The sequence below is a fragment of the Pseudomonas sp. TE6288 genome, from assembly GCF_054062095.1.
Map to the genome: position 1 here is coordinate 33909 of NZ_JBSSEW010000025.1, position 23324 is coordinate 57232.

The 23324-nt window shown below is 64.3% G+C and carries 22 protein-coding genes and 1 tRNA gene; 16 read left to right on the forward strand and 7 right to left on the reverse strand.

The features are described 5' to 3' along the window. The first annotated feature begins 20 nt into the window (after positions 1–20). Positions 21–1091, forward strand: a complete 1071-nt coding sequence (locus ACVWY1_RS22670; RefSeq protein ID WP_102681686.1) for an AI-2E family transporter — start codon at positions 21–23, stop codon at positions 1089–1091. Between the two features lie 142 nt (positions 1092–1233). Here the strand turns inward: ACVWY1_RS22670 and ACVWY1_RS22675 are convergent, their stop codons facing one another. Then, positions 1234–1707: a peroxiredoxin gene (locus ACVWY1_RS22675; RefSeq protein ID WP_102681687.1), complete on the reverse strand. Its 474-nt coding sequence runs from the start codon at positions 1705–1707 to the stop codon at positions 1234–1236. Between the two features lie 10 nt (positions 1708–1717). Then, complete coding sequence (locus tag ACVWY1_RS22680) at positions 1718–2278, reverse strand: glycine cleavage system protein R (protein WP_038705592.1); 561 nt, start codon at positions 2276–2278, stop codon at positions 1718–1720. Between the two features lie 260 nt (positions 2279–2538). Here ACVWY1_RS22680 and dapA point away from each other — a divergent pair, with 260 nt between their 5' ends. The 7 genes from dapA to ACVWY1_RS22715 all read left to right on the forward strand — a co-directional run bounded on the left by dapA (position 2539) and on the right by ACVWY1_RS22715 (position 7188). Further along, positions 2539–3426 carry a 4-hydroxy-tetrahydrodipicolinate synthase gene (gene dapA / locus ACVWY1_RS22685; RefSeq protein WP_457378786.1) on the forward strand — a complete coding sequence of 296 codons (888 nt, stop codon included), beginning with the start codon at positions 2539–2541 and terminating at the stop codon, positions 3424–3426. Between the two features lie 17 nt (positions 3427–3443). Then, a complete protein-coding gene (gene bamC / locus ACVWY1_RS22690; protein WP_102681689.1) occupies positions 3444–4559 on the forward strand; it encodes an outer membrane protein assembly factor BamC in 1116 nt (371 codons plus the stop codon). Beyond that, positions 4560–5318 (forward strand): MBL fold metallo-hydrolase, encoded by a 759-nt coding sequence (locus tag ACVWY1_RS22695; RefSeq protein ID WP_046856745.1) that lies wholly within the window; start codon positions 4560–4562, stop codon positions 5316–5318. A 29-nt stretch (positions 5319–5347) separates the two neighbouring features. Continuing rightward, the gene (purC, locus tag ACVWY1_RS22700; RefSeq protein ID WP_016392503.1) at positions 5348–6058 is read left to right on the forward strand and encodes a phosphoribosylaminoimidazolesuccinocarboxamide synthase; all 711 of its coding nucleotides are present in this window, start codon (positions 5348–5350) and stop codon (positions 6056–6058) included. Positions 6059–6149: 91 nt separating this feature from the next. Beyond that, positions 6150–6239, forward strand: a tRNA-Ser gene (locus ACVWY1_RS22705). 215 nt (positions 6240–6454) lie between these two features. Then, on the forward strand, positions 6455–6934 hold the full coding sequence (locus tag ACVWY1_RS22710) for a hypothetical protein (RefSeq protein ID WP_028692998.1): 480 nt from the start codon (positions 6455–6457) through the stop codon (positions 6932–6934). Between the two features lie 11 nt (positions 6935–6945). Further along, positions 6946–7188 carry a hypothetical protein gene (locus ACVWY1_RS22715; protein WP_102681691.1) on the forward strand — a complete coding sequence of 81 codons (243 nt, stop codon included), beginning with the start codon at positions 6946–6948 and terminating at the stop codon, positions 7186–7188. Positions 7189–7255: 67 nt separating this feature from the next. Here ACVWY1_RS22715 and ACVWY1_RS22720 read toward each other — a convergent pair whose 3' ends face one another. Both ACVWY1_RS22720 and ACVWY1_RS22725 read right to left on the reverse strand, forming a co-directional pair. Then, positions 7256–7546, reverse strand: coding sequence for a DUF3077 domain-containing protein (locus ACVWY1_RS22720; protein WP_457378787.1), 291 nt, complete (start codon positions 7544–7546; stop codon positions 7256–7258). Positions 7547–7572: 26 nt separating this feature from the next. Then, positions 7573–7809: a hypothetical protein gene (locus ACVWY1_RS22725; RefSeq protein ID WP_102681693.1), complete on the reverse strand. Its 237-nt coding sequence runs from the start codon at positions 7807–7809 to the stop codon at positions 7573–7575. A gap of 491 nt (positions 7810–8300) precedes the next feature. Between ACVWY1_RS22725 and ACVWY1_RS22730 the strand changes: the two genes are divergently transcribed. From ACVWY1_RS22730 to mqo, 7 genes are all read left to right on the forward strand, one after another. Further along, positions 8301–8492 (forward strand): DUF4223 family protein, encoded by a 192-nt coding sequence (locus ACVWY1_RS22730; protein WP_023630554.1) that lies wholly within the window; start codon positions 8301–8303, stop codon positions 8490–8492. Positions 8493–8865: 373 nt separating this feature from the next. Continuing rightward, positions 8866–10683 (forward strand): hypothetical protein, encoded by a 1818-nt coding sequence (locus ACVWY1_RS22735; RefSeq protein ID WP_198754985.1) that lies wholly within the window; start codon positions 8866–8868, stop codon positions 10681–10683. Between the two features lie 12 nt (positions 10684–10695). Next, the gene (locus tag ACVWY1_RS22740) at positions 10696–13116 is read left to right on the forward strand and encodes a hypothetical protein (RefSeq protein ID WP_457378788.1); all 2421 of its coding nucleotides are present in this window, start codon (positions 10696–10698) and stop codon (positions 13114–13116) included. After that, entirely contained in the window at positions 13113–13856 is a 744-nt protein-coding gene (locus tag ACVWY1_RS22745) for a phytanoyl-CoA dioxygenase family protein (RefSeq protein ID WP_102681696.1), read from the forward strand. The genes ACVWY1_RS22740 and ACVWY1_RS22745 overlap by 4 nt, the downstream gene beginning before the upstream one ends. Continuing rightward, positions 13853–15019, forward strand: coding sequence for a hypothetical protein (locus ACVWY1_RS22750; protein WP_457378789.1), 1167 nt, complete (start codon positions 13853–13855; stop codon positions 15017–15019). Before ACVWY1_RS22745 ends, ACVWY1_RS22750 begins: the two co-directional genes overlap by 4 nt. A gap of 34 nt (positions 15020–15053) precedes the next feature. Continuing rightward, a complete protein-coding gene (locus ACVWY1_RS22755) occupies positions 15054–16742 on the forward strand; it encodes a hypothetical protein (protein ID WP_457378790.1) in 1689 nt (562 codons plus the stop codon). A gap of 253 nt (positions 16743–16995) precedes the next feature. Then, positions 16996–18633: a malate dehydrogenase (quinone) gene (gene mqo / locus ACVWY1_RS22760; protein ID WP_102681699.1), complete on the forward strand. Its 1638-nt coding sequence runs from the start codon at positions 16996–16998 to the stop codon at positions 18631–18633. Positions 18634–18754: 121 nt separating this feature from the next. Here mqo and ACVWY1_RS22765 read toward each other — a convergent pair whose 3' ends face one another. Next, positions 18755–19090: an ArsR/SmtB family transcription factor gene (locus ACVWY1_RS22765; protein WP_102681700.1), complete on the reverse strand. Its 336-nt coding sequence runs from the start codon at positions 19088–19090 to the stop codon at positions 18755–18757. A gap of 52 nt (positions 19091–19142) precedes the next feature. Between ACVWY1_RS22765 and xenA the strand changes: the two genes are divergently transcribed. Continuing rightward, entirely contained in the window at positions 19143–20234 is a 1092-nt protein-coding gene (xenA, locus tag ACVWY1_RS22770) for a xenobiotic reductase XenA (RefSeq protein ID WP_102681701.1), read from the forward strand. A 162-nt stretch (positions 20235–20396) separates the two neighbouring features. On the opposite strand, the gene ACVWY1_RS22775 is transcribed toward xenA, so the two are convergent. Both ACVWY1_RS22775 and ACVWY1_RS22780 read right to left on the reverse strand, forming a co-directional pair. Then, on the reverse strand, positions 20397–21641 hold the full coding sequence (locus tag ACVWY1_RS22775) for an NAD(P)/FAD-dependent oxidoreductase (protein WP_457378791.1): 1245 nt from the start codon (positions 21639–21641) through the stop codon (positions 20397–20399). Positions 21642–21644: 3 nt separating this feature from the next. Beyond that, positions 21645–23222: an aldehyde dehydrogenase (NADP(+)) gene (locus ACVWY1_RS22780; RefSeq protein ID WP_457378792.1), complete on the reverse strand. Its 1578-nt coding sequence runs from the start codon at positions 23220–23222 to the stop codon at positions 21645–21647. Positions 23223–23324: the final 102 nt, after the last annotated feature.

A 23324-nucleotide genomic window follows, 5' to 3' on the forward strand; every position in this document is an offset into this window, starting at 1 on the left:
TACAGAACCTAGGATCGTCAATGTTCAAAGTGCTTCGCGACTGGATGCAGCGCTACTTCTCCGACGAGGAGGCAGTGGTGCTGGCGGTCCTGCTGTTCCTGGCCTTCACCGTGGTGCTGACCCTGGGCGGCATGCTCGCGCCGGTGCTGGCGGGCATGGTCCTGGCGTTTCTCATGCAGGGGCTGGTCAATGCCCTGGAGCGCCTGAGGGTACCCACACGGCTGGCCGTCTGGCTGGTGTTCGCGCTGTTCATGGGCGCGCTGGCGGTGTTCATGCTGGTGCTGGTGCCGCTGCTCTGGCATCAGCTGATCACCTTGTTCAACGAGCTGCCCGGCATGCTCGGCAAGTGGCAGTCGCTGTTGCTGCTGTTGCCCGAGCGCTACCCGCACCTGGTGTCGGATGAGCAAGTGCTGCGCGCCATCGAGTCGGTGCGCGGCGAAATCGGCAAGTTCGGCCAATGGGCATTGACCTTCTCCTTGTCGAGCCTGCCGCTGCTGGTCAATGCCATGATCTACCTGGTGCTGGTGCCGATCCTGGTGTTCTTCTTCCTCAAGGATCGCGAGCTGATCGGGCGCTGGGTCAGTGGCTACCTGCCGCGTGAGCGCACGTTGCTCAACCGGGTGGGTGACGAGATGAACCGGCAGATCGCCAACTATATCCGTGGCAAGGGCATCGAGATCCTGATCTGCGGGATTGCCACCTATATTGCCTTCATCAGCCTGGGCCTCAACTATGCCGCCTTGCTGGCGCTGCTGGTGGGGCTGTCGGTGGTGGTGCCGTATGTCGGCGCGGTGGTGGTGACGGTGCCGGTGACCCTGATCGCGCTGTTCCAGTGGGGCTGGGGCGACCAGTTCATCTACCTGATGGCGGTGTACGCGATCATCCAGGCGCTCGATGGCAACGTGCTGGTACCGTTGCTGTTCTCCGAGGCGGTGAGCCTGCACCCGGTGGCGATCATCTGCGCGGTGCTGCTGTTCGGCGGGCTGTGGGGGTTCTGGGGGATCTTCTTCGCGATCCCGCTGGCGACGCTGTTCAAGGCGGTGCTGGATGCCTGGCCGAGGCAGGAAACGTCTGTGGCGCCGATGCTGTAATTGCTGGGGCCGCTTTGCGGCCCTTTCGCCGCGGTTCGTCGCCACGACAAGCCGGCTTCCACATGGATCGCTTTACCTGTGGGAGCCGGCTTGTCGTGGCGACGAACCGCGGCGAAGGGCTGCGCAGCAGCCCCATGCGTCCTTAAGCCTTGTTCAAGGCCTCGGCCGCAGCCAGTACCGCATCCACATGCCCGGGCACCTTCACCCCACGCCATTCCTGGCGCAGCACACCGTCCTTGTCGATCAGGAAGGTGCTGCGGTCCACGCCCAGGTATTCCTTGCCATACAGCTTCTTCAGCTTGATCACGTCGAACAGCTGGCACAGGGCCTCGTCCTTGTCGCTGATCAGCTCGAAGGGAAAGGCCTGCTTGGCCTTGAAGTTCTCATGGGACTTGATGCCATCGCGCGATACGCCGAACACCACGGTGTTGGCGGCCTGGAACGCCGCGTGCTGGTCGCGGAAACCCTGGCCTTCGGTGGTGCACCCCGGGGTGCTGTCCTTGGGGTAGAAGTACAGCACCACTTGCTGGCCTTTCAGTTCAGCCAGGCTGACGCTCTGGCCGCTGGTGGCCTGCACCTGGAAATCGGCGACGGGTTGGTCGATTGCTACGGCCATGGGAGCTTCCTTAGACAGGGTTCTGTGGACGCCACGGTTCGATCAGCGCGTCCAGGTTGAGGGCGTCGGCGAAGTCGAGGAACTGGTCGCGCAGCCAGCTGATCTGGGTGCCGGCTGGCAGGATCACGGTGAACTGGGCGTTGAGCATGCTGCTGCCGGTCTGCGGGGCGAGGTAGGTGTCGCAGGTCATGGCTTCGAGCTCGACGCGGTGGTCGAGGAAGAACTGGCACAGCTCGTTGATGATGTCCGGGCGATAGGCGGCGCTGACATAGGCCACGTAGGGCAGGGCCTGCGGGCGCACTTCCTGGTCGGCGCTGCGGACCACGTCCAGCGTCAGCCCGTGCTTCTTGCCCAGGCCTGGCAGGGTGGCCTCGAGGCGGGCCAGGGCATCCCAGCTGCCGCCGACCTGCAGCACCAGGGCGCTGGTTTCGCCGTGGCGCGACAGGCGCGAGGTGACCACCGCGCAGCGATTGTCGAAGGCCGCGCGGCTGAGGACGTTGGCCAGCTCCATGGGGTTGGGGCCCAGGGCGCTGATGACGAGGAATTGTTCGCGAACGGTGGGGGTGGACATGCAGCATTCCTAAAGCGATGAGCGGTCGGTACAGGACGGGGGCAAGCCTCCTTTTCCAGCAGGGCCCCGGCCGGTTTGGGCGGCTGTGGACGCAGGCGAGGAGCACTGTCGACGGCCCGGCGGGCCGCGCTGTACCGATCAAAGGATCAAGGGTAGCGAAAAGCGGCGCGAAGGGGAATGCTCCGCCCGCCTGCTTCGCTTGTGCAAGGCCGATGGCGCCAGTACCATTACCGCTCTCTTTTTCCGGCAGGAGCAATTACATGATTGCGGGCAGTATGGTGGCGTTGGTCACACCCATGGATGCACAAGGGCGTCTGGACTGGGGCAGCCTCGACAAACTTGTAGACTTCCACCTGGAAAATGGCACTCACGCGATCGTAGCTGTCGGTACCACCGGTGAATCCGCCACGCTGGACGTCGAAGAGCACATCCTGGTCATCAAGCACGTGGTCGAGCGGGTCAAGCACAGCAAGAAGCGGATCCCGGTAATTGCCGGTACCGGTGCCAACTCCACTGCCGAAGCCGTGCACCTGACCCAGAATGCCAAGAATGCCGGCGCCGACGCCTGCCTGCTCGTCGTGCCTTACTACAACAAGCCGACCCAGGAAGGCCTGTACCAGCACTTCAAGCACATCGCCGAAGCCGTCGACATCCCGCAGATCCTGTACAACGTACCCGGCCGCACCTCCTGCGACATGCAGGCCGACACCGTGATCCGCCTGTCGAAGGTCAAGAACATCATCGGTATCAAGGAAGCCACCGGCGACCTGGTCCGTGCCAAGGCCATCCTGGACGGCGTCGACAAGGACTTCATCGTCCTGTCCGGCGACGATCCGACCGCCGTCGAACTGATCCTGATGGGCGGCAAGGGCAACATCTCCGTCACCGCCAACGTCGCCCCGCGCGAAATGGCCGACCTGTGCGAGGCCGCCCTTGAGGGCAATGCCGAGAAGGCCCGCGCAATCAACGAAAAACTCATGCCGCTGCACAAGGACCTGTTCTGCGAAGCCAACCCGATCCCGGTGAAATGGGCGCTGGTTGAAATGGGCCTGATGCAACAAGGTATCCGCCTGCCGCTGACCTGGCTGAGCGAAGGCTGTCACGAAAAAGTCCGTACTGCCTTGCGCCAGTCCGGCGTACTGGTTTAATCGAGGAAGTACACCGCATGAAGCGACTGGCTGGTCTTTCCGCTCTCGCCCTGATCATTTCCAGCACCAGTGGGTGCGGCTGGCTGTGGGGCGAGGATGGCTATTTCCGCGACCGTGGCAGCGACTATCTGCAGGCGCAGCCTACCGCGCCGATGCAACTGCCGCCGGACGCCAGCAACGTCAAGCGCCTGGATCCGCTGTTGCCGATCCCGCGCAACGTGGCCGACGATCGCGCCAGCGGCGAGTTCGAGGTACCCCGTCCACAGCCGCTGTCGGCCACCGCCGACATCAGCGATTTCAGCCTGCAGCGCAGCGGCAACAGCCGTTGGGTACTGGCCCAGCGTTCGCCTGCCGAAGTCTGGCCGGTGACCCGCCAGTTCTTCGAGGACAACGGTTTCCGCATCGCTGAAGAGCGCCCGCAGACCGGTGAATTCAACACCACCTGGCAGCGCTTCGACGAGCTGTCGGCCTCCCTCGGCCAGCGCCTGGCCAGCACCTCCAGCAGCGCGGACAGCGAAGTCCGCGTGCGGGTGCGCATGGAGCCCGGCGTGCAGCGCAACACCTCCGAGGTGTATGTGGTCAGCGTTGAGCGCCCGGCCGGCAGCACTGCCGAGCCTGACTTCCCGTCCGCCTCCAGCAACACCGGCACCGACGCTCTGCTGGTCGACGAAATGCTCGCCAGCATGAACCGCAGCGCCGAGAAGGGCGGGTCCGTCTCGCTGCTGGCCGCGCGCGACTTCGATGCCCCAAGTCAGGTCAGCCTGAGCGAGGACGGCAGCGGCAACCCGGTGCTGTTCCTGGGTTCCGACCTGGACCGCGCCTGGTCCGGCGTCGGCCGTGCCCTGGAGCAGGGCGAGTGGCGCGTCGAGGACATCAACCGCAGCCTGGGCCTGTACTACATCAACCTGTCCGAGAAGCCTGACGACAAGCAGAAGGAGCCTGGCTTCTTCAGCCGCCTGTTCGGCAGCGAGCCGAGCAAGGAAGAGCGTGAAGCCCGCGCCGAGCGCTATCAGGTACGCCTGAGCAAGGTGGGTGAAAACGTCCAGGTGACCGTCGAGAAGAACATCAACACCGTGGCCCCGGCCGATGTCGCCCGCCGCGTGCTGAGCGCGATCCAGGACCACCTGGGCTAAGTGCGCTTCGCGGTTCTGGGAAGCGGCAGCCAGGGAAACGGCACGCTCATCGCCAGTGGTGACACGGTCATCCTGGTCGATTGCGGCTTTTCCCTGCGCGAGACCGAGCGGCGCCTGGCGCTGCTCGGGGTGTCGGCCACGCAGTTGAGCGCGGTGCTGGTGACCCATGAACATGCCGACCACGTGCATGGGGTGGGGCTGCTGTCGCGGCGCTACAATGTACCGGTCTACCTTAGCCAGGGCACCTTGCGCGGCATGCGCAAGCCGGTGGAGGTGGCCGGTTTTCTCGGTTGCGGCGATGTCGTGCAGATCGGCGATCTGCAGGTCAGCGCGGCACGGGTCGAGCATGATGCCTACGAGCCGTTGCAGTACGTGATCAGCGACGGTCGCCGCCGCTTCGGCATGCTCACCGACCTGGGCAGCTACGACGCGCAGTTGTTGGAGCGCTATCAGGGGCTCGATGCCCTGCTGATCGAAGCCAACCATTGCCGCGACCTGCTGGCCCGTGGGCATTACCCGCGCTTTCTCAAGCTGCGGGTCGGCGGCAGCCAGGGACATTTGAACAACCACCAGGCCGCGAGCCTGGTGGCCGAGTTGGGCTGGCAGAACCTGCAGCACCTGGTGCTGGCCCACCTCAGCAGCAAGAACAACCTGCCACATCTGGCCCGCCAGTGCTTCGTCGACGCCCTCGGGTGCGATCCGGACTGGCTCCAGGTGGCGAATCAGGATCAAGGGCTCGACTGGCGCCAAATCGCCTAGCCCACCTACTCAAGCAAGCGGAGCCCATCATGGAAAAACGCGACGAACTCTACCGCGGCAAGGCCAAATCGGTTTACCAGACCGACGACGCCGACCGCTTGATCCTGCTGTTCCGTAACGACACCTCGGCGTTCGACGGCAAGCGCATCGAACAACTCGACCGCAAGGGCATGGTGAACAACAAGTTCAACGCCTTCATCATGCAGAAACTCGAAGAAGCCGGCGTGCCGACCCAGTTCGACAAGCTGCTGGGCGACAACGAGTGCCTGGTGAAGAAGCTCGACATGATCCCGGTCGAATGTGTGGTGCGTAACTACGCCGCCGGTAGCCTGGTCAAACGCCTGGGCGTGGAGGAGGGCATCAAGCTGGAGCCGTCCACCTTCGAGCTGTTCCTGAAGAACGACGAGAAGGGCGACCCCTTCATCAACGAATCCCATGTTGTCGCTTTCGGCTGGGGCACCGCCGAACAACTGGTGGAGATGAAGAAGCTGTCGTTGAAGGTCAACGAAGTGCTGAGCAAGCTGTTCGACGACGCAGGCCTGCTGCTGGTCGACTTCAAGCTGGAGTTCGGCGTGTTCCACGGCCAGATCGTCCTGGGTGACGAGTTCAGCCCGGACGGCTGCCGCCTGTGGGACAAAGAGACCCGCAAGAAGATGGACAAGGACCGCTTCCGCCAGGGCCTGGGTGACGTGATCGAAGCCTATGAAGAAGTTGCCAAGCGCCTGGGCGTGCCGCTGTAAGCGGCGCGTTCACGCAAGCGCCTGATACCACGCGAATTTTTTTCAAAAAAGGTTTGCCAGAAACGAAATCGCTGGTATGATGCGCGCCATTGGAGAGATGCCGGAGTGGTCGAACGGGACGGATTCGAAATCCGTTGTACTGGCAACAGTACCTAGGGTTCAAATCCCTATCTCTCCGCCATACATGAGAAAGCCCCGAGATTAACGTCTCGGGGCTTTTTTCATTGTTCCTCTTTTTTGCAACGACTTCGTCAATAGCCGGTATTGGCGTCTGGGCATTGAGCGCGCAAAGGGCTGGAGGCAGCAGGAAAATCGCTGCTGGCAACCTGCCACGATTTGCAGCCGCACCACCTGTCGTAGAGAATCGCGACCTTTGTTTTCGTAAGGATGCGTGCAATGAAGTTCGAAGGGACTTTCCAATACATGGGCAATCACGGGATCGTCTTCAACGTCTCGCAGATCACCCTGACCGACAGCGAGCGCGGGCGTTTGCGCGAGCTGCATTTCGGCGAAGCTAAAAGCGCCCATTACGAGGTCAACAGCAAGGTTGTCGAGACGTACGACAGGATGCTGGCCAAAGGGCTGCCGTGCGTGATGAAGATCGGCATCTCCAAGCCGCTGACCCGGCAGCAGGGTGACACCCTCAACGCCCAGCGCACCAAGGTCGCCAACCTTGCCGCCTCGGCGTTTGCTGCGGCCGCCAGCTCTGTTGCATCGCCGTATGTTGGCGTGCCAGTGGGCGCTGGGGTGCGTGCCTATGCCAATGACGTCCTGCCCACCTACCATGCGGGCGATGTGCTGGTCAGCATCGAGGCGCAGGTCAATGGCGGCATCGGTCCGCAGCACTCCACTTCGACCCTGATCATCAAGACCTGAGGGAGGCGCCTGTGTCCGAAATTACCTATGCGGTCATCGCCCTGGTGCTTTATGGTCTGCTGGATCGGTTCCTCAGGCCCTACCCGCTGCGCAAGTGGCTGGGGGTGGCGCTGGTGGTGGTTGGTTTCGCCGGTTGCATCATTGTTAGCCAAGCCCGTTTGTTCGGGTTGGACCTGGGATTGCTGTCGGTCCTTGCCACCGGGTTGGGCGTGGGCCTGTTCGTGAGGCGACGGCGATTCGAGCAGGTTGGTTGATGCAATAAAGGTCTGTATCGATTTCTTTGCTGAAAGCCCCGTAGTTCGCGCTACGGGGCTTTTTGCATCACACAGAGGGGCTGTTGGTTACTGCGTGGGAGACATCTTGCGACAGTGCTTTGGCCATGCCGGTGAGATAGTGGGCGGCGGCTAACAAAGTAGGTGCGTTCTTCAGATCCTGAGTCAGCGCGATATCACTCAGAATGTAGGCACAGGTTATCAAGTGCGTGGATTGTTCCAGGGCATAGTCCATTGGGTGGCCCGCAACGACTTGGAACAGTGGAGTTTCGTTATCAATTTCACCGCTTTCGCCAAAGCTGCCGATGCCGGTGGTGGTGATGCGTTTGTCTTGAGTCATGCCGGTTCTCCTTTCTCAGGGCGCGATCAATGCCTTGCCTGTACGCGGCTCAGGGCCATTTCTACCAAGCTGCGTGCGCTGTCGATTTCGTGCACGGCGGTCAGGGCCATGACCTGGCCCGGCGGCTTGGTGTGGATCATGGCGGCGTGCTGGGCGGCGGTGAAGGCGCAGACGAGATACTCGGCGATCTGGACGAGCAGATCCTCGAGGGTATGAGGGGAGTCGGATGCTTGTAGCGGAGGGTCGGGGACAATTTTTATCATGGTAGTAACCTGAGCTATTTGGGGCGTCCACCACAAGCTGTCAAACCAATGGAGGCAGCTGTACGTAGGTTGACAGACCGAGGCTCAGGTTCCCGGCGCACACGAATGTGCCCCACGCACAACTGCCATGAAGCAGCCATTGCGTTCTGAGCTACGGCCTGTCAAAGCCGGTCGTTGAGTTGGCAACGACGGGTCGAGACTAGGTCGCAGATCGAGCAGCTGCAATGGCCTGAATGGGGAAAAAGTGTGCTTGGGAAATGGACTACAGGGAATCAGGAAAGTCTGATGAAAACCTGTAGGAAGCTGAAAGGAATTACCCGCCTGTAACGTTTTAGCAAGTAGTTCAACTCGCTTAGTTGCCGTGCCAACAACTTGTTAGTTGACCCTCGTCAACGAGTGCACCTGTACTAGTGCCTTTCATTCTCACCGCCATTTCCCGTATGATCCGCGCGCCATCCGTTTGATGGTGGATCATGGACTAAAGGATTTTTATGAAAAAGCTGATCAAAGCTACTGTCGCTGTTGCTGTCGTTTCGGGCGTTGCCCTGCTGTCCGGCTGCACCGGCCAGGTCTACAACCAGCCTAAGAACTGCTCGTACGACTACCTGTTCCACCCATCGGTTTCCATCTCCAAGATCATCGGCGGCTGCGGCCCGATCGATAAACTGCCTCAGCAGCAGTAATCCTGGAAATACCCTGATCGGGTTGTTCACAGCCTGATCCAAGACCCCCGACCATGGATGTGGCCGGGGGTTTTTATTTCTCGGGGCCGCCTTTTCTGGCAGTTCCACCCTGGGCACGCATTGGCAATTGAACGCTGCTGGCATATCGCCAACTGTTCCATTGCCATTCCCGGTCGCTCGCTATAGTGCATGACACCCTGACTGACAGCCTCAGGACGAGTCTGGATCCCCGACCATGGACGGCATACGGCCCGCATTTCGCTGCGTGTGCCGTCTGCACGCCTGCGCGCTCGCGCTCCTTTCTTCCTCCTTGGCCCGTCGAGTCTCAACCCGGCGCCCTGGCGCTGTTCGAAGGCAAGGGAGATGCATCGAGATGGCCACCTACCCCGTCCAGATCACCAACAACACCAACCTGGCGCTGGACATCTACACCACCCTCAACAAGAACCCCGCGACCGATCCGCCTTCCACCAATCCGGCGGACTATACCGCCGTGTACACCCTGCAAGGCTCGCTGGGCGCCAACCAGAGCACCACCTTGCCACTCACCGAGAGCCTGGCGCGGCTGGTGATCGTGCGCCAGAGCGACCAGTTTCCCTTGCTGGTGCAGGTGGCCAACGCCCTGTTGCCGGACTCGGAACAGGTGCGGGTCGGCAACCAGGATGTGACCACGGCCAACTCCGGTTGGGCGTTCTACCAGTCGTTCATCAGCCAGCCCTTCACTCCCACCGCCCTGGAATTCTGCGAACTGGTCAGCGATACCCCGGCCAACGCCCTCAACGACAAGGCCGCCTCTTTCTTCGCCGCCAATGGCTACCCTGGGGTGAGTTTCGCGCTGTTCTCGGCCCTGGGTTACTGGGCCAACAACCAGCTGTACGCCTATCCGGGCACCTACTACTGCTACGAGCCCCCCAGCGGCAACTCCATGGGCTTCATCCTGCCCACCACCCAGGTGGGCACGTTGACCATCGCCGACGGCAAGGCCAACTACAGCCCCAGCACGGGCGGCGGCAGTGCGCTGCAGTTCCAGTACGGCCAACTGACCAGCCCAGGTGCCGACGACAAGCACGGCTTCAACACCACCGGGTTCATCCGCGACCTGACCTGGGAAGGCAAGCCCGAAGTGATTACCTGGGCCTTTGTCGGTACCTGTGACGGCCAGCAGTTCATCGCCCAGTCCTACCAAAACCCGCAGTTGCCCTGGTACGCAGTCGCCTACGACATGGCCTATGGCGCGTTGTTCACCGTGCAGCTGGCGATGACCCTCGACGCCGCGATCAACCTGCTGGGCACCGTGGCCAACGGCATGCAGTGGCTGGCGCAGAATACCGGCAAGCTGATCAGCCGCATCCAGGACAGCCTCAACAGCACCGGTGACACCGCCGGCGCCGGGAGTGGCGTGGGCGACGCAGCCGATCCGGTCAACGTCGACGTGGACATCGACGTGGATATAGACGTCGATGTGGACGTGGATATCGACATCGACATCGATGTGGACGTGGACGTGGATATCGACATCGATATCGACGTCGATTTCATCGCGGTGGTGGATGTCGATGTAGACGTGGACATCGACGTGGACATCGATGTGGTGACCGACACCGAGACGGACATCGACATCGATGTCGACGTGGATATCGACACCGATGTGAACGTCGAGCCCGGCGCACTGATGAAGGTGGTCAATGGCGTCGGCAACTGGATCATGACCAAGGCCTTGCCGACCCTGATCGAAGGGGCGGTGATCTACGTCGCCTTCCAGAGCGTGGGCGCGATCTTCCAGGCCTGGAAGAACCAGGACGAGAAGGACATCGAGAACCTGCAACCGCGTCAGAGCACCGGGGTGGGCGTGCTGGTCAACTACATGCTGCAGGACGACAAGCCAGTGGCGGCTCGCTGGCAGACCTTCAGCCAGTATGTGGCCGAAGTGCAGGGCGATCCGAAGACCGTCGGGGTGACGATTTCCACGTTGCTGCAGACCGGCAACACCAAGGCCGACAACGACGCGGCCAACTGGCGCTGGTCCAGTGACGACGAGAACCAGGTGGTGGCGAGCATGGCGCCCTACACCGGCGATCAAGCCTACAAGGCCTTCGTGATACTCGGCAACGCCACCTACCAGGGCAAGCCGCTGCCGGTGAAGGTGGGGGCGAGTGTTGCGATGAAGTACCTGGCCGCGCAAGGCGCCTGAGGAGCGAACCGCATGAGCATGACGACCCGCAACAACCACGAACAGGTGCAAGCCACCCAATACCCGAGCGCCGAGGACCACCGCCGCCGCTGGCGGCGGCTGGCCCAGGCCATCGCGGCCAGGGCCGCGGACATCAGCGACGATCCGGCCCTGCTGGTCGCGCCGCAGCGCCCCGGCACCCTTGAGATCCTTGGCTCGGGCATCGAGGCCTCGGACTTCAGCCGCAGCGACGAGGCGCGGATCCTCGCCGCCGACCATGTGTTCTATTGCGTTGCCGACCCGGCCACCAAGATCTGGATCCTCTCGCAGCGTCCGGACGCTTTTGACCTGTACGTGCTCTACGACGACAGCAAACCGCGTTACCTGACTTACATGCAGATGACCGAGGCCATGCTGCATCACGTGCGCAACGGCGAGCATGTAGTGGCGATCTTCTATGGCCACCCCGGCGTATTCGTGCTGTCGACCCATCGCGCCGTGACCATCGCCCGCCGTGAAGGGCACCACGCCAGCATGCGTGCCGCAGTCAGCGCCCTCGACACCCTGTGTGCCGACCTGGGCGTGGACCCCAGCCAACCCGGCATGCAGATGTACGAAGCCACCGACATGCTGATCCGTCGCCGCCAGCCGGACCCGGGGCTGCACCTGGTGCTCTGGCAGGTCGGCCTGATCGGCGAGCTGGGCTACCGACGCCAGGGGTACCTGAACAGCAACTTCGCCGTGCTGCTCGACTACCTGGAGGCGCTCTACGGCCCGGAGCACCCGGTGATCAACTATGTCGGTTCGCGCTACCCGGGGATCGATCCGCTGATCGACCGGCAAACCCTGGCCAGCCTGCGCGATCCGCTGGCGCAATCGTGGGTGACCGGGATCTCCACCTTCTACCTGCCGCCGCGCACCGCAGGGCAGTCGGATCCGCAGATGCTCGAGCGGCTGGGGCTGATCCGCCCCGGCCAACCGGTGCGCGCCGCCAGTGATCCATTGCGGGTGATCGACCGCTACGACAAGCGTGAACGTCGTGCCTTCAGCGATTTCGCCCGCTTCGATGTGCCGGCCAGTTACCAGTGGCAGGCCGACACCGGTGCCGGACGTTTCATTCTTGCCTTGTCCGACGATGTCGAGTTGCGCCGGCAGTACCGCGACGACCCCCAGGCCGCGGTGCAGGCCTGGGGCGGGCTGGATGCCCGCGAACGGCATCTGCTGGGGCAACGCGACCCGGGTGCGGTGCAACTGGCAGCCAAGGGTGCCGATGCCCAGCGTCATCCCGGCAATCGTGAGGGGGTCGAGCACCTGCTGACCTATACCTCGGCCAGCAGCGCCTTGCACCGGGCGCTCAGCGCCGCCGCGCCGGGCGAACTGCGTGCTGTCGCCGCGGCTTGGTCGCGCAAGGCTGGCCTGAGCATCGACTGGCCGGGCATGAATGCCGAGCTCAATGCGCTGCTGCAGTCGAGCCTGGCGCCCTGGAGCGGCTTCTACCTCGACAGCAGTCGACGCATGAGCCTCTCGTTGTTCAGCCGCATGAAGAACGCCGGCCTGCGTGTCGACCTCGATGGCCAACCGCTGGTGGGCGTGCGCTATCAGTCGGGCGTGCTGACCTGGAGCGCCGAGGCCGGCAATGGCAGTTCCGGTTATCTGCAATCCGATCTCTCGGTGCAGGGCGGGCGCAGCTGGATCGGGCTGGTGTGGCCCGCTGGGGAACAGGCTGGGAGCGGCTACAAGGTGGCTTTGCGCGGGCAATCGCTGGCGCGTCCGGCATGCCTGGCGGTAGGGGATTATCGGGTCGCAGGGGAGGCGCTGCGCATCGTGCCCTCGGCCTCGGCGAGCCAAGGGGTTGATGTGTTGCGCGAGGGCCTGGCGTTGCCCGGCGAAGTACTGTTCAACGGGCGTGACACACGCATCGGTGAGCGACGCCTGGCACTGTCGACACGTCGTTTCGAGGACCTGGCGCAGTGGGCCCAGGGGGCTTACCGCCTGCGCCTGGTGCATGGTCGCCTGGCCGAGTTGCTGGCGTTGCGCCTGGGGCCCTACGGGCTGGAGATCGCTGGCAAGCCGGTAACCGCCGAATTTCGCGAGGGACGCATCCAGTGGCAGGGTGGCCCGCCGGCCGTGGAGTCCGGCCAGTTGGACGTGACCCTCGATCCGATCACGCTCAAGCCGCTGTTGCATGGCCAGGGCCGCAGCGCCGCGGGCAGCAAGGTGCAACTGCGCGGCATGGCCTTGATCGAGCCGCTGTGGATAGGCCAACTGCTCGAGCGGCCACGGTTGGGCTTGCCCGAGTGGGCCTGGCAGCACCTGGTGGCGGTGATGGTGGCGGCCAGCGACAAGGGCGGGATCTTCCTCTGGCATGGCTATGACCGTGCGCGCGGCAACCTGCGCCTGTTGCGCGAGGCGCTGGCGCGGTTGCGCCAGGATGAAATGGAGGATGCCGGATGAACATGCGCGTGCAGCCGTTGCTGGCCGGGGTGGATCGTGCCTGGCTGATGGCCGAGGCCGGTGCCCGGCCCCGGCGCAACCGTCTGGTTCTCGAATACGACACCCGGCGCTTTCCCTTCGCCGCGGCACTGACTCGGGACGTGTACAAGGTGCAGCGCCTGGACCGGCTGCACCTGTATCTGCGCCAGCACTACCTCGAACGTGGCCGCCCGGCGCGGCTGCGCCCAAGGGACAACCTGCTGCTCAGCGACATGATGGAGCGTCAGCCTGCCACGGCCGATTTCTGGACCCTCTACCACGCCTTCATGCTCCAGGTGCTGGCGCCGTTGGTGGGGCGTGGCATTTCCTATACCAGCCACCCGAAGCTGCGCGTGCACCTGGCCGGCACGCCCAGCGTGAGTTCGTTCCACCACGATATCTGCGTTACCGAGCGCATCGACCAGGTCAACTTCTGGATGCCGTTCACCGATGTCGAGGCTGGCGCCGCCCTGTGGCTGGAAAGCGACTATGGCAGTGCCGACTACAGCCCGGTCAGCCTGCGCTACGGCCAGGTGTTGATCTTCGATGGCGGCTACCTGGGGCATGGCTCGATGCGCAACGACAGCGAGCGTACCCGGGTCAGCCTGGACATGCGCTTCTCCTACAAGAAAGCCACCACCCGCGCCGAAGGGGTCGCCTTGCTCGACCACCTGGCCGGGATCCTCGCGCCTGACAGTGTCAGTGAAGGAGTACCGACATGAACAATCAAGCCTTGCAGAGCCTGCTCGATGGCCTGGTCGACCCCGGCTACGCCATCCGGCCGCCCAGGGCGGTGTCGCTGGTGCACTACGGCCCGGACGGGGTGAACGTCGCCACCCGGGGTCGGGCCGAGTACCACGCCCAGACCGATGGTGGCCTGGAGGTGCGCTACCGCTCGGTGGACGCCGGGGGCGCGCCGCATGCCGACAGCCACCTGCTGATCGATGACCAGGGGCGGGCGCGCTCCTCGATCACTCGCCTGCTCGATGACCAGGGCCAGGTGCGGCGCTCGGTGTTCGGCCAGTACGACGCCTTGCACCTCACTGCCGCCGGCACGCCGTCCCACGGCATGGCCACGCTGTCGGCGAACGATGCCCAGGGGCATCTCGTCCATCAGGCGCAGATGGCCTACGACGAGGAGTGCTATGCCAGCTACAGCACCCGCCAGTTCGATGCCGATGGCCGTCTGCTGGGACGCACCTGCGTGTCCTATGGGCAGGCGCAGATGGCCGGAACCCGGCTGACAGGAGGCATGCTCGCGGTAAACCATACCGATGGCCGCGGCACGCGGACCTACAGCGCCAGGTCCTACCTGGGGGCCACCGGCGTGCCTTACCAGGTGATCGGTACGCGCTATATAGAAGGCGGCAATGCCGTGCTGGAGCACATCAACTCCGACTACGGCGGCGTGCTGTTCGACGCCCGCCGCCAGGTCCATGGCGGCGAACTGGTGGTACGCACCTTTGCCGCCTGCGGCAAACCCCGTAGCGCCACGGCCCTGCGCTATCGCCAGGGGCAACTGGTGGGCCGGCAGCGGCTGGACCTGGAAGGCGTCATGAAGGTGGTCGGGCCTGCGCCGTTGCTCTGCTCCTTCGCCCCCTGGGCGCCCAACCGCGCCGCCGATCGCAGCAGTGTGCAACGGCGCCAGGACGGCAGCCTGTTGCAGCGGCGCGAAGACTGGTTCACCCAGCCGGGCAGCAGCGGAACGCCTCGCCGGACGCTGGTGACCCTGTATGCCCGCGACGGCCAGCGGGTGATCCGTGTGACCGACGTGGACTATGCCGGGGCGCAGTTCGACAGCCGTGGCCTGCCGGTCGGCGGCAGCATCCTGTCCACCCATTACCAGGCCGGGGTGCGCAGCACCACGGCGTGCATTGCGTATTGATGTGTCATTCACCGCAACCAGCAAGGAGAGCAACGTGAACACTGCCAATACCGCCAAACTGAGCACCGCCACGCAAATCAACGAGACCGTCAAGCTGAGCAACCAGTCCGGTGTCGATGTCGTGGTGCTCGACGCCCATGCCGCCAGCGGCACCAGCGAACAGGGCTACCTGCAGGACCTCAAGTTCCTGTCGATGGCCAGCGGCAACGTGCTGAAAAACGGTGCCAGCACCACGGCCACGCTGCATGACACCTATGTCAACAGCCAGCACCAGACCGCCGTATCGCATCTCTACAACCTGCTGGTGTCCAGGACCGACTCGCTGTTTCCGGTGATGACCGTGGGCGAGCAGCTCGACTTCAATACCGAGACCTACCCCGACATCAATATCACCGCAGCGGCGGCGAAGAACATGCAGACCGCCCTGACGTTCTGCCAGAACATCATGACCTCGCCTTCGTCGCAGATGTCGGCCAACTTCCAGTCGGCCATGAAGGATGCCTTCAGCAGCGGTTCGGTTGCCGATGGCAATGCCAAGATGGCGGCGTTCTTCAACCAGTACCCGACATTCGCCGGCCTGGACTTCCCCAGCTATGTCGCGGTCAGCACCTGGATGCGCGGCTTCGCCTATCTGTGGGGAATGAACGACCAGGGCAAGCCGGGCGCGACCTTCTACGTGTACTCGGCGGCCACCGGGCAGAATGCCAAGGGCGCGACTTCCGAGGGCACCATCACCTTCACCCGCAAGGCCAACGCGCCGTCGCCAGCCGACCCCAGCGACCGCCAGAGTGCCTATACCATCACCCTCACGTCCCAAGGCAGCAGCAAGACGCTGCAGTTCTCCAATGGCCAGCTGATCGACAGCAGCGGTGGCGCCATCACCCTGAACTGCACCTTCGGCTACAAGGGCACCTTCACCGGCAAGGATTCGGACACCACGGCGCTGACCCTGCTGGCCGGCACGATGCTGGGCAAGTCGGTGATCGCCATCCCGCTGGCGCCGGAGTCGGGCTGGGACAAGTTCTGGTCGAACCTGACCTTCGGCACCGTGTTCAAGTACTTCATGGAGGCCATGGGGCTGTGGATGGCCCTGGACTTCCTCAAGCAGAAACTGACCGCCAAGAACGACAAGCTGGCCGAGGACAAGGCCAACGAGAACGACGGCAAGGACCCCACCTCCGAGCAGGTACAGGACGCGCAGAGCGACGGGCAGCAGGTCGGCGACCAGGCCCGTGCCGACAACCAGGCACAGCTCGACAATGCCTCGGGCGACGTGCAGGCCGAGGTACCGAGCGAGGCGGATTTCTCCTCCTCGGTGTCCGAGGTGCGCGCCAGCGGCAGTTCGGCGTACAAGTCGGTGGCCAGCGACAATACTGGCGGGGCGATCGACAGTGCCGCCGAGCAGGTGAGCGACCTGGCCCAGATCGAGGTGACTGATCAGCTGGAAGAGGCTAACGACAATCTGCTCGAGGCCAAGGGGCAGCTCGAGGCCGGCGATATCTCGGGGGCCAACACCAACGTCACCACGGTCAACGAGCAGTTGCCGCAGATCGTCGAGGATATGGGCAACGCGGTGAATGAAGAACTCGCGGAGCAGGTCAAGGAGGCTGTGGAGGTACAGGCGGAAGCAACCGAGCTGTCGGAGGAGGTCAACGATACCGCCGAGGAAACCGAGGGCGGCACCGAGGAACCGTTCGAGGACGGTGTGTTCCCGGAAGTCTGAGGTAGCTCCGGGAAGCGCGGCCCACCCTGATGCGAAGTGCCGCATTGACAGGGTGGGTCGCGTTTGTTTGTGCTGGCAATTCGGTTACAATCCGTCAATCGTTTCAGCCTTGTCGGTCAATCCGACCAAAGGCTGGCACGTCCAATGTCTCTCTGGCTGCTGAACAATGATCACAACAAGCCTGCGCTGAAGAACATGGAATACCTGGGCCAGCCACAGGCCCACCCTCCGTTCTACTGACTGGAATCGATCAATGTTCAAGAAAGCTGGCAAGACCTTGCTGGGTCTGGCTGTCGCGGCGAGCTTCATGCAAGCGCACGCTGCCGACACCAAGAAAGTCGACGTGCTGCTGGTTGGCGGCGGCATCATGAGCTCCACCCTGGCTGTCTGGCTCAACGAGCTGGAGCCAAGCTGGTCGATGGAGATGGTCGAGCGCCTGGACGGCGTCGCCGAAGAAAGCTCCAACGGCTGGAACAACGCCGGTACCGGCCACTCCGCGCTGGCCGAGCTGAACTACACCCCGGAAGACAAAGACGGCAACGTCAACATCACCAAGGCCATCGAGATCAACGAGTCGTTCCAGATCTCCCGCCAGTTCTGGGCCTGGCAGGTACGCCAGGGCGTGCTGAAGAACCCGCACTCGTTCATCAACACCACCCCGCACATGAGCTTCGTCTGGGGCGATGACAACATCAAGTTCCTGAAGAAGCGCTACGACGCCCTGCAGGCCAGCCCGCTGTTCCGCCCGATGCAGTACTCCGAGGACCACGCGCAGATCGCCAAGTGGGTCCCGCTGATGATGGAAGGCCGTGACCCGAACCAGAAGCTGGCGGTCACCTGGACCCCGATCGGCACCGACGTCAACTTCGGCGAGATCACCCGCCAGTTCGTTGGCAGCCTGCAGACCAAAGAGAACTTCGACCTGAAGCTCTCCACCGAAGTGCAGGACATCACCCGCAACGAAGACGGCTCCTGGCACGTCGAGTACAAGAACCTGAAGGACGGTACCGAATCGGCCACCGACGCCAAGTTCCTGTTCATCGGCGCCGGTGGCGGCGCGCTGAAGCTGCTGCAGAAGTCGGGCATCCCGGAAGCCAAGGAATACGCAGGCTTCCCGGTAGGTGGCTCGTTCCTGGTGACCGAGAACCCGACCGTTGCCATGCAGCACATGGCCAAGGCCTACGGCATCGCCTCGACCGGCGCGCCACCCATGTCGGTACCGCACCTGGACACCCGCGTGCTGGACGGCAAGCGCGTGATCCTGTTCGGGCCATTCGCCACCTTCTCGACCAAGTTCCTGAAGAACGGCTCGTACCTGGACCTGCTGAGCAGCGCCACCACCCACAACGTCTGGCCGATGGCCCGCGTCGGCATCGACCAGTACCCGCTGGTCGAGTACCTCGCCGGCCAGCTGATGCAGTCCGACGACGACCGTTTCGCCGCCCTGCAGACCTACTTCCCGAACGCCAAGAAGGAAGACTGGAAGCTGTGGCAGGCCGGCCAGCGCGTGCAGATCATCAAGCGTGACGAAGAGAAGGGCGGCGTGCTGAAGCTGGGCACCGAGGTCGTGGCTTCCCAGGACCGCACCATCGCCGGCCTGCTGGGCGCCTCGCCAGGTGCCTCGACCGCCGCGCCGATCATGCTCAACGTGCTCGAAACCGTGTTCAAGGAGAAGGTCGCCACCCCTGAGTGGCAGGCCAAGATCAAGGAAATCGTGCCGAGCTACGGTACCAAGCTGAACGACTCGGCCGCTGCCACCCAGAAAGAGTGGGACTACACCGCCGAAGTGCTGCAGCTGGAGAAGCCGCCGGTGCTCGATCAGAGCGTCAAGACCACTGCCGCCCCAGGCGCACCGGTCGAGAGCAAGCCTGCGAACGACATGGCGCTGTAAGGCCCATGCTTGCCGGGCTTGCCCGGCAACACCAACCACGAGGATCGCCCCTGGCGGCCTCGTGGTTTTTTTGTGCCTGGACTATCGATGGAAACGGCTCCCGTCGGTGGCAGGCCGGGGTTCAACGCTGCTCGAGAATGCTGCCCAGCAACCCTGGAAAACGGCTTTCGAGCTCATCGCTGCGCAACGAGTTCATGTGCGTGGTACCGACATTGCGGGTGTACACCAGCCCCGAGTCACGCAGTACACGGAAGTGATGGGACATGCTCGACTTGGGCCGGCCGCCGTCCAGCTCGCCGCAGCTGGCTTCGGCGACGCCCGCCAGGCGGCGCACGATTTCCATGCGCACAGGGTCGCTCAAGGCGTAGAGCAGGCGCTCCAGCGTCAGGTCTTCGGGGTTGGGGTGGGTATAGGCTCGCATGGCCAACATGATAACGGGGGTTTCACAAATTGCCATAGTTCGAATATGATCGAACAATCGTATCCAACCCCGTCCCTGGAGTTAGCTCATGGCCGCATTGTTCGAACCCTATACCCTCAAAGACGTCACCCTGCGCAACCGCATCGCCATTCCGCCGATGTGCCAGTACATGGCCGAGGATGGCCTGATCAACGATTGGCACCACGTCCACCTGGCCGGGCTGGCCCGTGGTGGCGCCGGCCTGGTGGTGGTCGAGGCCACCGCGGTGTCCCCGGAAGGGCGCATCACCCCCGGCTGCGCCGGGATCTGGAACGACACCCAGGCCCAGGCGTTCGTGCCGGTGGTCAAGGCGATCAAGGCCGCCGGTTCCGTGCCGGGCATCCAGATCGCCCACGCCGGGCGCAAGGCCAGCGCCAACCGCCCCTGGGAAGGTGACGACCACATCGCCGCCGACGATGCCCGTGGATGGGACACCATCGCCCCATCCGCCATCGCCTTCGGCGCCCACCTGCCGAAAGTGCCGAAGGCCATGACCCTGGACGATATCGCCCGGGTCAAGCAGGACTTCGTCGATGCCGCACGCCGCGCCCGCGATGCCGGCTTCGAATGGATCGAACTGCACTTTGCCCACGGCTATCTGGGCCAGAGCTTCTTCTCCGAGCATTCCAACCAGCGCACCGATGCCTACGGCGGCAGCTTCGACAACCGCACGCGCTTCCTTTTGGAAACCCTGGCCGCCGTGCGTGAGGTGTGGCCGGAGAACCTGCCGCTGACCGCCCGCTTTGGCGTGCTGGAGTATGACGGCCGTGACGAGCAGACCCTGCAGGAATCCATCGAACTGGCGCGCCGGTTCAAGGCCGGTGGCCTGGACCTGCTGAGCGTCAGCGTTGGCTTCACCATTCCTGAGACCAACATCCCATGGGGGCCGGCGTTCATGGGCCCGATCGCCGAACGTGTGCGTCGCGAGGCCAAGCTGCCGGTGACCTCGGCCTGGGGTTTCGGCACCCCGGAGCTGGCCGAAGGCGCGTTGCAGGCCAACCAGTTGGACCTGGTGTCGGTGGGGCGTGCGCACCTGGCTGACCCGCACTGGCCGTATGCCGCTGCCAAGGCCCTGGGCGTGGAAAAGGCTTCGTGGACCTTGCCAGCGCCTTATGCGCACTGGCTCGAGCGTTATCGCTGAGTGAGGCAGGGGCTGCTTTGCAGCCCTTTCGCCGGCAAGCCGGCTCCCACAGTGATCGGCGCCATCCAGCGAGAACACCGTCTGACTGAGCCCAGCACCCTGTGGGAGCCGGCTTGTCGTGGCGACGAACCGCGGCGAATGGGCCGCGACGCGGCCCCCGTTTCAAAACCGGCTCAATCGGTAGGCCCCGATTTGCGGGCAGTCTTCGCCATTTACCAACCGCCCCATCCATTCCGCCGTCACCGCCGCTTGGGTCAACCCCAGGTGCTGGTGCCCGAACGCAAGCAACACCTTGCCATCGGCCACCCGGTCGATCACCGGCAGCGAATCCGGCAGCGAAGGCCGGAACCCCATCCACGGTGTCGCCCCCTCGGCATCCAGCTCGCGCCGGAACAAACCCTTGCTCAACCTGTGCAGTTGCCACGCCCGCTGCATGCTCGGCGGCGCCTCGAGCCCGGCGAACTCCACCGTGCCGGCCAGGCGCAGGCCGTCGGCCATGGGCGTCATGATGAACTTGCGCTCCAGCGAGGTGACGGCGAACGGCAGGCGCTGGTGCTCCGCCGGCAGCATCAGGTGGTAGCCGCGCTCAGTATCCAGGGGCACCCGCCGACCGGTCAGGGTGGCGGTGAGCTTGGCCGAGTGGGCGCCGGCGCTGATCAACACCTGGCTGGCCTCGAGGGGGCCCTGGTCGCTGGCAAGGCTGACGCCCTGGCCATGCACCCGGCCGCCACTGACCTCGGCGCGCAGAAAGCGTACGCCGCTGGCCCTGGCGGCGCTGAACAGTTCGCAGACCACTTGATAGGGGTCGAGGAAGTGACCGGTACGCGGGAAGAACAGGCCACCCAGGATCGATGGGCTCAACTGCGGCGCCGCCTCGCTCACCGCCTGTGCCGACCACAGGTCCACGGGTACGCCCTGTGCCTGCATGCGGGCGCGCAACGCCGCGAGGGCCTGGCGCGATTCATGGCGTTCGAACACCAGCAGCGACCCGTCTTCCTTGAGCAAGGGGCTGCGGTCGATGGAGGCGAGCAGCCGTTGCCAGGCGCCAAGGCTGTTTTCATTCAGCGCCCGAATGCCCGCCACGCTGCGCTGGAACGGCGCCGGGCGCAGGTTCAGCAGCAGCCGGGTGAACCAGGGCAGGGCGCGGGGCAGATACTTCCAGTCCAGGCGCAGCGGGCCCATCGGGTCCAGCAACATCGCCGGCAGGCGCTTGAGGATCGACAGGTCGGCGATGGGAAACACCTGCTCGGTGGCCAGATGCCCGGCATTGCCATACGAAGCGCCATGGCCCGGAGCCTGGTGATCGATCAGCAGCACCCGGCGGCCCTGGCGTGCCAGCTGCAGGGCGCAGGCGACGCCGACGATGCCGGCGCCGACCACGGCGATGTCCGTGTCAGTGGCGGTCATGGTTCAGGCTTCCCGCTGGCCATCGAGCAGCCGCCGCAGGTGCAGCGGATTGGCCTGCTGCAATGCACCGGGCAGCAGGGCGTCGGGGAAGTCCTGGTAGCACACCGGGCGCAGGAAACGCAGGATCGCCGCAGTGCCCACCGAGGTACTGCGGGCGTCCGAGGTGGCCGGGAACGGGCCGCCATGGACCATGGCGTCGCTGACCTCGACCCCAGTCGGCCAACCATTGACCAGGATCCGCCCGGCCTTGCGTTCGAGGGTCGGCAGCAGGCGGCGGGCGCTGTGCAGATCGGCCTCGTCCAAGTGCAGGGTAGCGGTCAGTTGGCCTTCCAGATGCTCGGCCACCTGGCGGATTTGCTCATCGTTGTCGCATGCCACCACCAGCGAGGCGGCGCCGAACACTTCGGCTTGCAGCGTAGGGTCGGCCAGAAACGCCTGCGCGGTGGTGACGAACAACTGAGCCTGGCACTGGTTCGGCCCCTGCGCCGGCAGGCCGCTTGCCGTGCACCGGGCGTTTTGGTTCTCGCTCAGCGCTGCCACACCGTCAGCATAGGCATTGGCGATACCCGGGGTGAGCATGGTCTGCGCCGCCGCTTGGCCAACATGGGCGCTCGCGGCAACCAGGAAGTGTTCGAGGGCCGGCCCCTGTCGGGCGACCACCAGCCCGGGATTGGTGCAGAACTGGCCGGCGCCTTGGGTCAGCGAAGTGACAAAGCCTTGCGCCAGGGCTTCACTGCGCGAGCGCAAGGCGCCATCGAACAGGAACACCGGGTTGATAGCGCTCATTTCGGCATAGACCGGGATCGGCTCCGGGCGCGCCTGGGCCGCCTGGCAAAGGGCGAGGCCACCGCTGCGTGAACCAGTGAAACCGACCGCCTTGATGCGTGGATCAGTGACCAGGCCGATGCCCACCTCACGGCCCGCGCCGTATAACAGGGAAAACACGCCTTCGGGCAGTTCGCACTGCGCGACCGCCCGGGCCACGGCCTGGCCAACCAGTTCGCTGGTGCCGGGGTGGGCGCCGTGGGCCTTGACCACCACCGGGCAGCCTGCGGCCAGTGCCGAGGCGGTGTCGCCGCCGGCCACCGAGAACGCCAGTGGGAAGTTGCTGGCGCCGAACACCGCCACCGGGCCCAGGGCCACCTGGCGTTGGCGCAGGTCCGGGCGGGCCAGCGGCTGGCGCTCGGGCAGGGCATTGTCCACGCGCACATCCAGCCACTCACCGGCGCGTACCACCCGGGCGAAGGTGCGCAGCTGGGCGCAGGTGCGGCCACGCTCACCCAGCAGGCGGGCCTTGGGCAGGCCGGTCTCGGCGTGGGCGCGGTCGATCAGCGCATCGCCCAGTGCTTCGATCTGTTCGGCGATGATTTCGAGAAAACGGGCGCGTTGTTCGAGGGGCGTTTCGCGGTAGGTATCGAATGCCGCCCAGGCCAGGGCGCAGGCCTGAGCCAGCTGTTCGCCGCTGGCGCCGGCATAAGCGGGTTCCAGGGCCTGGTTGCTGCTCGGGTCGATGGCGCGGATTGCTTCGCGGTTGCCGCGCACGGCACGCTGGCCGATCAGCAGGTTGCCTGTCAGGGTCATGGGGCGTCCTTTGGGATTGAGTTTGGGGAAAACGGGCCGCTGTGCGGCCCATCGCCGGCAAGCCGGCTCCCACAGGTACTGCACAAGGCTTGCAACTTGTGG